Source organism: Methylopila musalis, from assembly GCF_042679725.1.
In the GTDB taxonomy this organism is placed as follows: domain Bacteria; phylum Pseudomonadota; class Alphaproteobacteria; order Rhizobiales; family Methylopilaceae; genus Methylopila; species Methylopila musalis.
The window spans coordinates 1-14,188 of sequence record NZ_JBHTMX010000003.1; the positions used below are offsets into that span (position 1 = coordinate 1).

General features: G+C 70.8%; 9 protein-coding genes. 3 read left to right on the plus strand and 6 right to left on the minus strand.

The genetic code is table 11. The annotated features are described in order from the left end of the window. Positions 1-174 precede the first annotated feature (174 nt). From ACFQ4O_RS01045 to ACFQ4O_RS01055, 3 genes are all read left to right on the plus strand, one after another. Positions 175-798 (plus strand): OB-fold-containig protein, encoded by a 624-nt coding sequence (locus ACFQ4O_RS01045; protein ID WP_378773738.1) that lies wholly within the window; start codon positions 175-177, stop codon positions 796-798. 41 nt (positions 799-839) lie between these two features. Then, the gene (locus tag ACFQ4O_RS01050) at positions 840-2,528 is read left to right on the plus strand and encodes a flotillin family protein (protein WP_378773740.1); all 1,689 of its coding nucleotides are present in this window, start codon (positions 840-842) and stop codon (positions 2,526-2,528) included. 208 nt (positions 2,529-2,736) lie between these two features. Then, positions 2,737-8,718 carry a DUF3320 domain-containing protein gene (locus tag ACFQ4O_RS01055; RefSeq protein ID WP_378773741.1) on the plus strand — a complete coding sequence of 1,994 codons (5,982 nt, stop codon included), beginning with the start codon at positions 2,737-2,739 and terminating at the stop codon, positions 8,716-8,718. A gap of 13 nt (positions 8,719-8,731) precedes the next feature. On the opposite strand, the gene nrtS is transcribed toward ACFQ4O_RS01055, so the two are convergent. The 6 genes from nrtS to ACFQ4O_RS01085 form a co-directional block, all read right to left on the minus strand. After that, positions 8,732-8,989, minus strand: a complete 258-nt coding sequence (gene nrtS, locus ACFQ4O_RS01060) for a nitrate/nitrite transporter NrtS (RefSeq protein ID WP_378773743.1) — start codon at positions 8,987-8,989, stop codon at positions 8,732-8,734. Then, positions 8,974-10,098, minus strand: a complete 1,125-nt coding sequence (locus tag ACFQ4O_RS01065) for an aryl-sulfate sulfotransferase (RefSeq protein WP_378773744.1) — start codon at positions 10,096-10,098, stop codon at positions 8,974-8,976. The genes nrtS and ACFQ4O_RS01065 overlap by 16 nt, the downstream gene beginning before the upstream one ends. Before the next feature lie 80 nt (positions 10,099-10,178). Continuing rightward, a complete protein-coding gene (locus tag ACFQ4O_RS01070) occupies positions 10,179-10,970 on the minus strand; it encodes an ABC transporter ATP-binding protein (protein ID WP_378773745.1) in 792 nt (263 codons plus the stop codon). Continuing rightward, complete coding sequence (locus ACFQ4O_RS01075; RefSeq protein ID WP_378773746.1) at positions 10,958-11,722, minus strand: ABC transporter permease; 765 nt, start codon at positions 11,720-11,722, stop codon at positions 10,958-10,960. Before ACFQ4O_RS01075 ends, ACFQ4O_RS01070 begins: the two co-directional genes overlap by 13 nt. Then, positions 11,722-12,750 carry an ABC transporter substrate-binding protein gene (locus ACFQ4O_RS01080; protein WP_378773747.1) on the minus strand — a complete coding sequence of 343 codons (1,029 nt, stop codon included), beginning with the start codon at positions 12,748-12,750 and terminating at the stop codon, positions 11,722-11,724. Before ACFQ4O_RS01080 ends, ACFQ4O_RS01075 begins: the two co-directional genes overlap by 1 nt. A 185-nt stretch (positions 12,751-12,935) precedes the next feature. Beyond that, positions 12,936-14,168, minus strand: a complete 1,233-nt coding sequence (locus ACFQ4O_RS01085; RefSeq protein ID WP_378773748.1) for an acyl-CoA dehydrogenase family protein — start codon at positions 14,166-14,168, stop codon at positions 12,936-12,938. Positions 14,169-14,188: the final 20 nt, after the last annotated feature.

A 14,188-nucleotide genomic window follows, 5' to 3' on the forward strand; every position in this document is an offset into this window, starting at 1 on the left:
CCCGCCGCCGCGGCGGACCGCGCCAGCGCCGCCATCGCCCGCGTCACCGGGGTGCCGTCGGCGGGCGGCGTCGCCAACGCCGCCGAGCTGGACGAGCTCGAGAAGCTCAGCCGCGACAGCGCCATCGAGGAGCGGCTCGCCCGCTTCAAGACCCGGGCGTAACGGACAACCGCGATGGATCTCGTCTTCGCCCCCGAGGCGCGCCCCTTCGCCGTCGCAGCTCTCATGCTGTTCGCGGTGGTCGGGATCGAGCTCGTCATGATGCTGATCGGCCTCCAGCTCAGCGATCTGGTGGAGAAGTCGTTCGGGATCGAGCACGGGCCGGACGGCGGGACGGGTCTGTTCAGCTGGATCAACGTCGGCCGCGTGCCGTTTCTGGTGCTGGTCATGATCGCGCTCGGCCTGTTCGCCATGGCGGGCTTCGTCATCCAGCAGATCGCGAGCGCGGTCGCCGCCCCGCTGCCGGCGCTGGTCGCGGCGGCGGGCGCGGCCGTGGTCACGGTTCCGGGCGTGCGGGCCGCGAGCGGCGTCATCGGGCGGATCATCCCCCGCGACGAGACCTACGTCATCCGGCTGGAGGATCTCGTCGGCCGGGTGGGCGCGGTGACGGTCGGCCCGCTGGATCAGGGCCTGCCGGGCAACGTCCGCGTGCAGGACGCCCATGGCAACTGGCACATGGTGCGCGCCCGCGCCGCAGTGGCCACGCCCGACATTCCGCAGGGCGCGCCCGCCCTTCTGGTCGATCTCTCCAACAACGTCTTCAGCGCGGTTCTGGCGCCGGAGGAACTCGGCGGCTGAGCCTGCCGCCGCCGCATCTCACGAACGGGGGAACGTAACCCATGGACATCCTTGTGCCTGCCGCGATCGGCCTCGCGGCGCTGTTCGGCGTCGGCCTCGTGTTCGCCATCCTCTACAAGCGCTCCACGCGCGATCAGGCCTATGTGCGCACGGGCCTCGGCGGCAAGAAGGTCGTGCTCGACGGCGGCTCCGTCGTGCTGCCGGTGTTCCACTCCATCGCCTGGGTCAACCTCAACACGCTGCGGCTGGAGGTGCGCCGGGGCGAAAGCGACGCGCTCATCACCAAGGATCGCATGCGCGTCGACATCGGCGCCGAGTTCTATGTGCGGGTGAAGCCCGATTCCGACTCCATCGCGCTCGCCGCCCAGACGCTCGGCGAACGCACCAACAACGCCGAGGAGCTGCGCCAGCTGATCGAGGCGAAGTTCGTGGACGGCCTGCGCTCCGTCGCCGCCACCATGGAGCTGAACCAGCTGCAGGAGAAGCGCGCCGACTTCGTGAAGGCGGTGCAGGAGGCGGTGGGCGCCGATCTGCAGTCGAACGGCCTCGAGCTCGAATCCGTGTCGCTGACCCGCCTCGACCAGACCGACATCCGCCACTTCAACCCGAACAACGTGTTCGACGCGCAGGGCCTCGCCTCGCTGACCAAGATCACCGAGGACCGGCGCAAGGAGCGCAACGAGGTGGTGCGCAACACCGAGGTCGCCATCTCCCAGAAGGACCTCGAGGCGCGCCAGCAGACCCTCGCCATAGAGCGCACCCAGCGCGAGTCCGAGCTGACCCAGGAGCGCGACATCGCCAACATCGCCGCCTCCACCCGCGCCGAGGTGGCGGCCAAGGAGCAGCAGGCCGTCCGCTCCGAGGAAGAGGCGCGCATCGACCGCGAGCGCGCCATCGCCGAGCGCGAGGCCGAAGCCGGCAAGGCGCGCGAGACCGCCCAGATCGAAGCCAAGCTCGCCGTGCGCCAGCGCCAGACCGGCGCCGACCGCGACATCGAGATCGCCAAGCAGGAGGCCGCCATCGCGGTGGCCGAGCGCAGCCGCGCGGAGTCGGAAGCCCGCGCCCAGGCCGAGGACGCCCGCGCCATGGCGGTGGCCGCCACTGAAAAGGTCTCCACCGCGCAGGCGGTCGAGGTGGCGAACCGCGACCGCGAGATCTCCATCATCGCCGCCCGCAAGGCGGCCGAGGTGGAGGCGACCAGCGTGACGGTCGCGGCCGAGGCGGAGAAGAACGCCGCCACCGACCGCGCCGACGCCATCCGCATCGCCGCCACCGCCGACGCGGAGGCCGCCAAGCTCCGCGCCGAGGCCACCGTCGCCACCGGTCAGGCGGAGGCCGAGGCGGAGCGGCTGAAGAACGAGGCCCGCAACGTGCTCGACGCCCGCGTCATCGAGTTCGAGCTGACCCGCGCCCGGATCCAGGTCATCCCGGCCGCGCTCGCCGAGATCGTGAAGCCGGTGGAGAAGATCTCCGACATCCGCATCTTCGACACCGGCGGCATGCTCGGCCGCGGCGGCGACGCCGGCGGCGGCGCGGGCGTGGGGCTGGGCGACGGCCTCGCCGGCCAGCTCCTGAACTACAGCGCCCAGCGCCCCGTGCTCGACGAGCTGCTGAAGGCGGCCGGCTTCGCCGGCGGCGCCAACCCGACCGAAGCCCTGCTCTCCGCCGCGGCTCCTGCAAGCAAGCCCGCCGCGACGGACACGTCCGACGAGACGCGCGCGAAGCCCTGACCTCCCGACACGCGCGAACGGCCGGCGCCCCGCAAGGAGCGCCGGCCGTTCGCGTTTTGGACGATCGGCGGGGGCCTTGATGTCGCCTTCCAAGCGGCGCGACAGGGGTGGCCGCCGCATCTCAGTCGTCCAAAAGGAGTATATCTCTGTTGAGTTGCTCAACTCCTGCGCGTGGAGATAGGCTGTCCCCCTCGACTCGGAGGGCGCGGTGGTTCTGGCCTCGAACGTGAACATCGCCTGCTCGGCCTACGAGCACGTCAGCATCGCGCACCATCAGAACGCCATCCCCATCATCCGCGAGCTCACGCTCACGAATGACGGCGAAACGGACCTCGCCGACATCGCGATCACGCTGTCGAGCGAACCGCCGGCGATCACCGCGACGACGTTGCGGATCGAGGGCGTCATCGCCGGCGGCCGCCACCACATCCCGACCCCGGACGTCAGGCTCGACACGTCGCTGCTCGCCGCCGTGACGGAAGCCGCGCGGATGGAGCTGAAGATCGTGGTCTCGTCCGGCCGCGAAGAGATCGCCCGGGAGACGGTCCCTCTCAGGCTTCTGCCTCCGACCCATTGGGGCGGCGGCGGCGCGGCGCCGGAACTGCTCGCCGCCTTCGTGCGCCCGAACGATCCGGCGATTGACGTGGTGCTCAGCGACGCCGCCGCCAAGCTTTCGGCCGCCGGGCGGTCCACCGCGTTCGACGGATACGCCAGCGGGCGGAAGGCGCGGGTCTGGGAGATGGCGGAGGCCATCTGGGCCGCGATCGCCGACCGGCGCGTGACCTATGTGCTGCCGCCGGCGAGCTTCGAACTGTACGGCCAGAAGGTGCGCGGCCCCCGCGACGTCCTCGACCGCCGGGTGGGAACCTGCCTCGATCTCACCGTGCTGCTGGCGGCGAGCCTCGAACAGGCGGGTCTGAACCCGGTCGTCGTGCTGACGACGGGGCACGCCTTCGTCGGCCTGCTGCTTGCGAAGGACGAGCTTCCCGCCGTCATGATCGACGACATGCAGGCGCTCCGGAAACGGCGCGATCTCGAGGAGATGATCTTCATCGAGACCACGCTGCTGACGAGCGACCCTCCGGCCGCTTTCGCCCGCGCGGTGGAATCCGGCTCGGATCAGGTCGAGGACGACGCCGAACGGGGGCTGGAGATCGCTCTCGACATCCGGCGCGCCCGCTACCGCGGCATCCGGCCGATGGAGCTTTCGGACGGGGCCCAGCCGCCGATCGCCTCGGCGCCGGCCGAGCCGCTGAAGCAGGAGCTGGGCGCGGCGCCGAGCTTCGTGGAGACCCTCGCTATCGCGGATGTCGCCGAGACGACAGGCGACCGGCTGGAGGTCTGGAAACGGAAGCTGCTCGACCTCACGCTGCGCAACAAGCTGCTGAACTTCAAGCCGGGCAAGGCCACGATCGAGCTCGAATGCGCGGATGTGGCCGCTCTGGAGGACGCGCTGTCCGGCGGACAGGCGTTCAAGATCCTGCCCCGGGCCGACGTGCTCGACGGCGGCGACGAGCGGGATCGGCAGGTGTTCGCCCGCGACCGGCAGGAGGACGGCCGGACACGCTATCTCGCGGAAACGCAGGCGCGCGGCGAGGTCCACGCGCTGCTGCCCGAGCGGGAGCTGGAGAACCGGCTGCTGGAGCTGTATCGGCTGTCGAAGAACGCCTTCGAGGAAGGCGGCGCGAACGTCCTGTTCCTGTCCGTCGGCTCCCTGCACTGGCGACCGAAAAGAGGCGGCGCAAGCCGCTGCCGGGCGCCGCTTCTGCTGATCCCTGCGGCGCTGAACCGATCGAGCGTGCGGGCAGGCTTCCGGCTGACGATCCTCGACGAGGACGCGCGGATCAATCCCACGCTGCTCGAGATGCTGCGCGCGGACTTCAACCTGCGCATGCCGGATCTCGAGGGCGATATGCCGGTCGACCAGTCCGGCATCGACGTGGCGCGCGTGTTCCGGATCGCGCGCGCCCATGTGCGCGACCTCGAGGGTTGGGAGGTCAGCGACGGCGACGTGGCGCTCTCGGCCTTCTCCTTCACCAAGTTCCTGATGTGGAAGGACCTGGTGGAGCGCCGGGACGCCCTGAAGCGCAGTCCTCTGGTCCGGCATCTGGTCGACACGCCGACCCACTCCTACGGCGACGGGTGGTCGTTCCCGGAGCCCGCGTCGCTCGACCGCGATTTCAGGCCGGACCAGATCTTCGCGCCGCTGTCGGCGGATTCGTCCCAGCTCGCGGCCGTGCTCGCCGCGGCCGACGGCAAGGATTTCGTGCTGTTCGGGCCGCCCGGCGCCGGCAAGAGCCAGACGATCGCGAACATGATCGCGCAATGTCTGGCGAGCGGAAAAACGGTGCTGTTCGTCTCCCAGAAGACGGCGGCGCTGGAGGTGGTGCAGCGCCGGCTCAACGACATCGGGCTTGGCGAATACTGCCTCGAGGTGCACTCCACGAAAGCGCAGAAGTCGAGCGTCCTCGCCCAGTTGAAGACCGCCTGGCACGAGCGCGTCGCGCCTCAGGTGGACGCCTGGCCGGACGCCACCGCGGAGCTCGCCGGACTTCGCGACGAGCTGAACGGCCTCGTCCACGCGCTGCACCGCCGTCGCGAAAACGGCATGACGGCCTACGACGCGTTCGGGCGCGCGATGCGGGGCGACGCCGGCGTCGCCCTGTCCTGGAGCGACCACAAGGCGCACACGCCCCAGACGCTTCAGGACCTCCGAGCGGTCTGCCACGAGCTGCGCACGGTGATCAGCGCGGCGGGCCCGCTCGCCGACCACCCGCTGCAGGGCATGGGCGCGGCTGACTGGTCTCCGATCTGGCGGACGGAGCTTACCGGCGCGATCGAGGCGGTGACCGGGGCCCTTCACCGCCTCGACGCGTCGGCCAAGGCCTATGCGCAGGCGACCCGGCTGGAGCCGCTGACGCAGACCCATGCGGGGCTGCGCGGCCTCGCGTTGCTCGGCTTTATGCTGGCGCTGCCCGACGCTCGCGACGGCGTGCGCTTTCTCGGCGCGGACGCCCGCGACCTGAAAGACGCGATCGACGCGCGCGAGCGGTTTCACGCCGGCGTCGAGGAGAAGGCGTCGCGCACGGTCGGAAAGTACCGCCCGGGCTGGCTCGACCTCGATCTGATCGCTCTTCAGAACGACTGGATCCAGGCCCAGACGTCGAACTTCCTGATGCGCGGCTCGCGCGTGGCGAAGGTTCGACTGAAGCTGGAGCCCTATGCGGACGGCCCGCTGCCCGAGAACCTCGGTCCCGATATCGCGGCGCTGATCGACGCGGCGCGCTTCGTGCGCGCCGGCGCCGCGGGCGCCGACAGGCTGAACGTGTTCTCGCCCCGTCTGGCCGACCCCGCCACCCCGGCGTCCGCCTTCGCGCCGGCGATCGCCTGGGCCGAGAAGGCCGCCCAGGTGCTTGAGGCCGTTTCCACCCACTTCGGCGGCTACGACGCCGCCCGGAACGCCGCGGCCCTGGCGGCGGACGTGGCGTCGACCGAGCGCGCCCGCACGCTGTGCGACGCCTTCCGTACGGACTTGCGGCAGGCCGGGGATGCGATCACCGCTCTCGGCAAGCTCGCGGCGAGGGACGAACCCGAGAAGCCGCTCTTCACCGGACCGGGATGGATCGATCAGACCATCGCGGCGCTTCAGCGCTGGAGTTCGAGCCTGAACCGCGCCCAGTCCTGGTGCGCGTGGCGCCGGCAGGCGGCCCGCGCGCGGGACATGGGCCTTGGCCCGCTGGTGCGCGCGCTGGAGAGCGGGGCCCTGTCGGGCCCTCAGATCCACGAGGCGTTCGAAAACGCCTATGCGCGCTGGTGGATCGATCACGTCGTCAGCGCCGACCCGGTCCTTCGCGGATTCATGGTGGAGCGGCACGAGGACGCGATCGCCCGCTTCCGCGCCGCCGACCTTCGCGTGGCGGAACTGTCGAAGAGCGTGGTGCGGCGACGTCTTGGCGGCGGCGCGCCCGCGCCGAGCGCGTTCGGCGCCGATCCGGAATGGGGCGCGCTGGCGCGCGAACTCGCTTCGCAGAAGGGGTCGCGCCAGCTCCGGCTGCGCCAGCTGTTCTCGCGCATGCCGAACGCGCTCACCACGCTGACGCCCTGCCTGATGATGAGCCCGCTGTCGATCGCCCAGTATCTGCCGGCCGATCGGGAGCCGTTCGACGTGGTGATCTTCGACGAGGCGTCCCAGATATCGCCCTGGGACGCGATCGGCGCCATCGCCCGCGGCCGGCAGGCGATCATCGTCGGCGATCCCGAGCAATTGCCGCCGACCAATGTGGGCGACCGCGGCGTCGACGACATCGAGGACGGCTCGAACGTGGCCGACCAGGAGTCGATTCTCGACGAATGCCTCGCCGCCAACGTGCCGCAGCGGCGTCTCGACTGGCACTATCGCAGCCGCCACGAAAGCCTGATCGCCTTCTCCAACGCCCATTACTATGGCGGCCGTCTGATCACCTTCCCCTCGCCCGTCACCGACGATCGGGCGGTGCGCCTGATCCACGTGCCGAACGGAATCTACGAGCGCGGCAAGGCGCGTGTGAACCGCGCGGAGGCGGACACGCTCGTCGCCGACGTGATCGCCATCATGACCGAGCCCTCCTTCGCGGCGCGGCGTCGCTCGCTCGGAATCGTGACCTTCAACGGCGAACAGCAGCGTCTGATCGAGAATCTGCTGGACGAGGCCCGACGGTCCCGGCCGGAGCTGGAGCGGTTCTTCGACAAGGCGCAATGGCCCGAGCCGGTGTTCGTGAAGAACCTCGAGAACGTGCAGGGCGACGAGCGCGACATCATCGTGTTCTCGATCGCGGTCGGACGGGATCCCGCGGGAAAGATCTCGACCACGGTGTCCTCGCTCAACAAGGAGGGCGGCCATCGACGGCTGAACGTCGCCATCACGCGGGCGCGGGAATCCCTTCTGGTCTACGCCTCGCTGCGGCCGGAGGAGATCGATCTCGGCCGCTCCGGCGCCCGCGGGGTGCGGGACTTCAAGCATTTCCTCGAATTCGCCGACCGGGGCGCCAAGGCGCTCGCCGAAGCGATCGCGCCGACGAGCGGAACCCATGAATCGCCGTTCGAGGCCGCGGTGCAGGGCGCGCTGGAGGCGCGCGGCTGGACGGTGCATCCGCAGGTCGGCGTGTCCGGCTTCCGGATCGATCTGGGCGTGGTCCACCCCGACTGGCCGGGCCTCTATCTGGCGGGCGTCGAATGCGACGGGGCGACCTATCACTCCTCCGCCACCGCGCGCGACCGCGACCGGCTGCGGGAGATGGTGCTGACCAGCCTTGGATGGCGCATCCGCCGTGTCTGGAGCGCGGACTGGTGGATGAACGCGCAGGACGCGATCGAGAAGCTGGACGCCAGACTGCGCGACGACCTTGAGGAGGAGCGCCGGAAGGCCGCCGCCGCCGCCGAAGCCGCCGCGACCGCTGAACACGACGCCAAGCCGAACGACGATCAACCAGACGACGTGGGGTCGGCGTCGGACGACCTGCCCGACGCCCCGCCGCTCGCGGCGGACGCGGGCGCAGACCTTCGCGACGAGGAGCCGGCGACGCTTCCCGACGACGCCGTGGCGGCCGCGCCCGAAAGCGAACCGGAACGGCCTCCCGTTTACGCCGAGCGCGTCCAACCCGTCGAGGCCGCCAGCGCGCCGCAGGCGCCGGCCGATCCGCGCGCCTATCAGCCGGCCGATCTGGAGGCATGGCGGCCGCGGCTCGACGCCGACCGGTTCCACGACGCCGATTACCGGGAGACGCTGGCGGAGCTCATCGCGGAGGTGCTCGCCGCGGAGGCGCCGGTCTATGACGACGTGCTGATCCGGCGGGTCGCGCGCGCGCACGGCTTCGCCCGTTCGGGAGGCCGCATCCGGGAGACGATCCTCGCCGCGATTCCATTAGACTGCGCGCGCGTCGGGGAGGACGAGCGGGTCGTGGTCTGGCCGAGAAGCCTGCCGCCGGCGACGGTGATCGGCTTCCGGGCGGCGCCCGCGGCCGTGCGCGGCCACGCCGACATCCCGTTGTGCGAACTCGCCGGCCTCGCCCGCCACGTCCGGGAAACCAGCTGGGGCGGCGACCTTGTCCGCCTCATCGCGGCGCGTTTCGAGCTGACGCGGGTCGAGGCCACGACCCGCCTGCGCTTCGAACAGGCCGTGGCCCGCGCGCAAGGCGCGGCGCCCACGGCCTGAGCATGATTTCGTATCAGCGGCGGCCGAGGATGGCGGTGGCGCCGCCGTAGACGCCGACGCAGTAGGGGACGATGTGGGTCAGGATCAGCTTCACCACGTCGGGCGACTGGCCCGCGAGGATGCGGTCGCCCTGGTTGATCGCGTTGAGGATGACGCCCACGACCACCGCCACCAGCAGCGCCCGCTTCTGGACGCCCCTGTCGCTGACGGCGTGAAACAGGTCGCGGGCGAGGCGCCCGCGCGATCGCGGCGCGCTCAGACCTTCAGCCACGGGATCTGCTCCGGCGCGTAGCGGAAGGCCCGGAACACGGAGTTCTGCTCGCCCGCCACGGCCGGCGACGCGTCGCTCGTGATCTGCTGCGTTCCGAAATGCGGGTTCACAAACTCCCAGACGATCTCCCTGTCGGGCGTGACCTCGAAGATGCGGCCGTAGTTGCCCTCGGTGATCAGCGTGTTCCCGTTGGGCAGCCGCTGGGCGCCGGAAATGTAGGGGCTGAAGAAGTTCTGCGGCGGCGTGTCGGTGTACTGCCAGACCACCTCCTTGGTGGCGCGGTCGAACTCGACGACGCGGGAGAAGTTCAGCGCCACGTTCTCGCGATAGGTGCCGTTGTCGAACACAAGGATGTTGCCGTTCTCGAGCTCGTGCGGATAGTGCTGGTGCGACAGCGCCTCCCGGCCGAGCTTCCAGACGATCTCGCCCGTGGCGCGCGAGACGATGACGACGGTCGAGAGATTCCGGAAGCTCAGGATGAAGTCGCCGTTCGCCAGCTCGCCGACGGTGTTGGCGTGGCTCCATTCCTCGCGCTTGTCGTGGGCGGTGATGATGTCCACCGCCGGATCGAGATGCTCGTAGGCGTGCCAGCTCCAGACGATCTCGCCGGCCGGCGTCACCTCGTGGATGACGTCGGCGAGGATGCCGCCGTCGGCGAGCTCGGTGCCGGGCAGGCCGCCCTGGACCCTGGCGGCGAGGTCGGCGGGAACGCGCTCGGTGGCGAGGATGACCGTGTTGCCGTTGGCGAGGCGGCGGCCGTCATGGTGATGGTCGGGGTGGCGGTGCTCCCAGACGATCTCGCCCGAGGGCGCGGCCTCCAGCACGACGCCGCCCTTGAACCACCACGGCACGTTGTCGAGGTTCTCGGTGGTCTTGCCGTTGTAGAACAGGTTGCCGTTCGGCAGCAGGTAGCCGTAGGAGCCGGGGGGATGCGGCAGGTTCCACTGGTGGACGATCTCGCCGTTGAGGTCGATCAGATAGACCTGCCCGGCGCCCGTGATGGGCGCGAACAGGGTGAAGCCGGGAGAGGCCTTGTCGGCGTTCAGGGCGCGCAGGCCGACGCCGCGGCGCCGCACGGTGTTCTGGTCGACGGAGTTCGAGGCGGACATGCTGATCCTCTGAATGGCGCGCGCGCGGCGCGAGGGTCCGGAAGGAGAGAGCGGGAGGGCGGCGCCCTCCCGCGGGAGGGTCACTGCGCGGCGGCGGTGAAGGTCTCGTAGACCTCCACATGCAGCGCGGAGGCGCCGGACTCGCCCCGGTGGCGGTCCCGGGCGCGGGGGCGCGGCGCGTCGACCGAGAACTCCCGGACGATGTGCGCGGGGCTGCCGCCCAGCAGGATGACGCGGTCGGCGAGGTAGGTGGCCTCGTCGAGATCGTGGGTGACGAACACGATCGAGGCGCCGGTGTTGCGCCAGATCGCGAGCAGCTCGTCCTGAAGCGTCAGCCGCGTGACGGGATCGAGCGCCCCGAAGGGCTCGTCCATCAGCAGCAGCTTCGGACGCAGCGCCAGCGCCCGCGCGATGCCGACGCGCTGGCGCTGGCCGCCGGACAGCTGATGCGGCCAGCGGTCCACATAGTCGCCGAGGCCGACGAGCCTGAGCGCGTCCAGCGCGCGCGCCCGGCGCTCCTGCCGGCTCCGCACCAGCCCCTCGAGGCCGTATTCCACATTGGCGACGACCTTGCGCCAGGGCAGGAGCCGCGCGTCCTGGAACACGAGGCCGAGGGGGCGCGACCCCGGCTCCTTGGCGGGCTCCACCTCCACGGTCCCGCGCACGGGCGGGGCGAGGCCGGCGATGACGCGCAGCAGGGTGGACTTGCCGACGCCCGACTTGCCGACGAGCGCGATGAACTCGCCGTGGCCGACGTCGAGGTCGAGGTTGTGGAGCACGATCGACGACCGGTCGCCCGGATAGCCGAAGGCGAGGTTCCGCAGTCGCACCACGGGGCGCTCCGCGGGGCGCAGGGTCGTCACGGCATCCATTTGAGCGTCCGCCTGCTGAGCCACACCAGAACGCCGTCCGAGAGCGTGTAAAGCAGCGCGATGGTGGCCATGTAGAGAATGACGACGTCGGTCGCGAGGACGCCGGAGGCCTCCATCATCCGCTGGCCGATGCCGGTGATGCCGAACAGCTCGGCGGCGAGGACCGCGATCCAGCCCATGCCGAGGCCGGCCCTGAGGCCCGAATAGATGCCGGGGGCCGCCCCCGGCAGGATCACCTTCGCCAGCCGGTTGACGAAGCTTCCCTGCCCGAAGGCGTGGGCCAGCTCGATGAAGTCCCGGTCCACCGACTTCACCGCCGTGCTGGTGGCGAAGTAGTTCAGCCAGAACACGCCGATGGCGATGATGAAGGCGGCGGCGGCCTCGGAGATGCCGAACCAGATGATCGCGAAGGGGATCCACGCGATCGGCGGGATCGGCCGCAGCAGCCGGGCGATGCCCTCCTGCGCGGCGTCCACGATCGGCCACAGGGCGGCGGCGACGCCGAGCGAGATGCCGAGCACGCTGCCGATCACCACGCCCCAGGCGTAATGGGTGAGGCTGGAGACGACGTTCTCAACCCAGAGCCCGCTCGCGAACTCGGTGCGGAACGCGGGAATGATGCTGCTCGGCGGCGGCGCCAGCACCGTGGGCAGAAGCCCGGTGCGGGACGACGCCTCCCAGAGCAGCAGGAACAGCGCCGCGGCCGCGGCCGACGTCAGCGCCGAGGCGCGGCGGGACGGCGCGGACGCCATCACCGCCCGCCTTTCAGGGCGTTGTAGAAGCTGAGGTCGAACAGCTCGTCGTTGGGGATCGCCCTGGACTGGGCGCCGATCCGGACCTGGAAGTCCTGCAACTGCTCGGTGCTCGCCAGAATGAGGTTGGGATCGCTGGAGACGGGGTTGTACGGCGAGGTCAGCGCCGTCAGCAGCACGTCCTCGGGGATCAGGCCGCGGCCGAGATGCTTGAGCACGCTTTTCACGGCGCGCTGCGGATCGGTCTTGATCAGCTCGGTGGCGCGGTCGTTCAGCGCCACCAGCGTCCGCGCGGCCTCCGGATGGGCCTTGATGAAGGACTCCCGCAGCGACAGCACAAAGCCGGGCTGGCCGGGCAGCAGCTGGCGCCCGTTGGCCACCACGCGGGCGGTCGGGTCCTTGGCGAGCGCGATGCTGATCACCGGCTCGGGCATGGCGGCGCCGTCGATGGCCTTGGCGAGCAGCGCCTGCCGGACCTGCTCCTCGCCCTGCCCGAGGATCTCGGTGTCCGACGCCGGAACGCCGTTGGCCTCCAGATAGAAGCGGAGCGCCGAATCCGGAATGGTGCCCTTCGGCAGCGCGCCGAGCTTGGCCGGGCGCCCGTGCGCGCTCTTGAACAGCGCGAAGGCCTCCGCCGGCGACTTCGCCTTGCCGAAGGCGTCCGAGAGCGGCCCGCCCGCGACCAGCGACACGGACTCGATGCCGTTGGTGGCGACGATCTTCAGATCGACGCCGGCCGCGCGCGCGACCGTGACGGGCGAGACGGCGCAATAGGTGGCTTCGAACTTGCCCGAGGCGACCGCCTGAATCAGCGCCGGGCCGGAGCTGAACCGCACCGGCTTGAGGTCGATCCCCGCCTCCTTCGCCCAGCCCTCCTCGGCGATGACGAACAGCTGCGCGATGGTGACGAAGGGGACGTATCCGACCTCGACCGTGACGGCGCCGGCGCGGGCCGGCTTTGGCGCGGCGGCGATCGAAAGCGCCGCCAGGCTCCCACCGAGCACGGCGCGACGCGAGACCAGAGACATTGAGGGCGTCCTTCAAAAGCGTTCTACGAAAGTCGTAGTTTGTCTACAAAATCTATTGAATGAATCAAAAGTAATTAGTTGCCGGATGTGCGCTTCCCCGGCGGCGCGCCGGCCCCAGGGAGATGCGCGCGGCGGCGCCTCCGGAGAGACCGGCCTGCGCCTGCGCCCGTGCGACCGATGACGGTTCAGAAGAATCCGGTAAGCGGCACGTTCTCGCCGGAGATCAGGTGCTGGCCCACGCTGCGCGCCTTGTAGGCCGCCGGGTTGTGGGTCGCGAGCGTGCGGGCGTTGCGCCAGTGGCGGTCCAGATTGGCGCTCGCCTTGGTCGAAGTGGCGCCGCCCACGTCGAAGATCTTAGAGCCCGAGCGGATGGCGAGCTCGTCCACGATCACCTTGGCCTTCGCGGCCGCGAGCGCGCCCTCGTGGGCGGCGGCGAAGTCGGGCGCGCCGTCCGTGCGGGAGGCGACCGCCCGGTCGAGCGCGTCGGCGGCGGCCAGAACCGCGGCCTCGGCCGCGAAGGCCGCGCTCGCGATTTCGCCGACGGCCTGCTGCAGGATCGGATCGTCGGCGGGCTTTTCGGCCGGGGCGAAGGAGAACGAGCGCGCCCGCCGCCTCACCAGCGCCGCGGCGTCGGAGGCCGCCGCGCGGATGATCCCCGCCACGATCGCGGTGAGGAACAGCTGCTGGAACGAGCCGTGATAGGGCCGGTCGTAGCCCTGCCCCCGGCTTTCGTCGTCGAACACCGCCTCGTCGCGCCGCACGGGCGCGTCGTCGAAGCGGGTGGTCCCGGTGCCGGTCAGCCGCTGGCCGAACCCGTCCCAGTCGTCGACCAGCGTCACGCCCTCCCGCGTGGTCGGGATCACCGCAGTGACGAAGCGGCCGGACAGGTCCTGCGCCCGCACCATGACATGGTCCGCGAACAGGCTGCCGGTGCTGAAATACTTGACGCCGTTCAGCACGTAGCCGTCGCCCCGGACGCTGAGCTTGGTGTCGAAGTCGACGCCGCCCACATTGCGGCCGTTGAGCTCCGTCATGGCGAGGCCGACGATCTCGCCGCCCGCGATCAGCGCCGCCCAGCGCCGGTGCGCGTCGTTCGGGGCCGGCTGGCCGAAGCGCTCCGCGAAGCCGAAATGGTTGCGCAGGATCTGCGCCACGTTCGGATCGGCCTCGCCGAGCGCGACCACCGTGGCGAACAGCTCCCGCAGCGAGACGCCGGCGCCGCCGTCCTCCTCGCGCAGGCGCAGCGCGCCGAGCCGCGCGCGGCGGATGAGGCCGATCTGCTCGTGGGGCAGGACGCGGGCGCTGTCGCGCTCCGAGGCCCCGGCCGCGATCTCCGAGAGAAGCGCCGCGAAGTCGGGCGAGCCGAGGCGGGGAATGGCGGGGCCTGCGAAACGCGCGGCGCGGGCGACGACGGTCATGGGCGAACTCCTCGCTTGAG

What these genes read in the sequence shown, in the direction of transcription:
- ACFQ4O_RS01045 (WP_378773738.1), top strand. Translation starts at nt 175, where the DNA reads ATGGATCTCGTCTTCGCCCCCGAGGCGCGCCCCTTCGCCGTCGCAGCT.
- ACFQ4O_RS01065 (WP_378773744.1), bottom strand. Translation starts at nt 10,098, where the DNA reads ATGTCCGCCTCGAACTCCGTCGACCAGAACACCGTGCGGCGCCGCGGC.
- ACFQ4O_RS01070 (WP_378773745.1), bottom strand. Translation starts at nt 10,970, where the DNA reads ATGGATGCCGTGACGACCCTGCGCCCCGCGGAGCGCCCCGTGGTGCGA.
- ACFQ4O_RS01050 (WP_378773740.1), top strand. Translation starts at nt 840, where the DNA reads ATGGACATCCTTGTGCCTGCCGCGATCGGCCTCGCGGCGCTGTTCGGC.
- ACFQ4O_RS01075 (WP_378773746.1), bottom strand. Translation starts at nt 11,722, where the DNA reads ATGGCGTCCGCGCCGTCCCGCCGCGCCTCGGCGCTGACGTCGGCCGCG.
- ACFQ4O_RS01085 (WP_378773748.1), bottom strand. Translation starts at nt 14,168, where the DNA reads ATGACCGTCGTCGCCCGCGCCGCGCGTTTCGCAGGCCCCGCCATTCCC.
- ACFQ4O_RS01080 (WP_378773747.1), bottom strand. Translation starts at nt 12,750, where the DNA reads ATGTCTCTGGTCTCGCGTCGCGCCGTGCTCGGTGGGAGCCTGGCGGCG.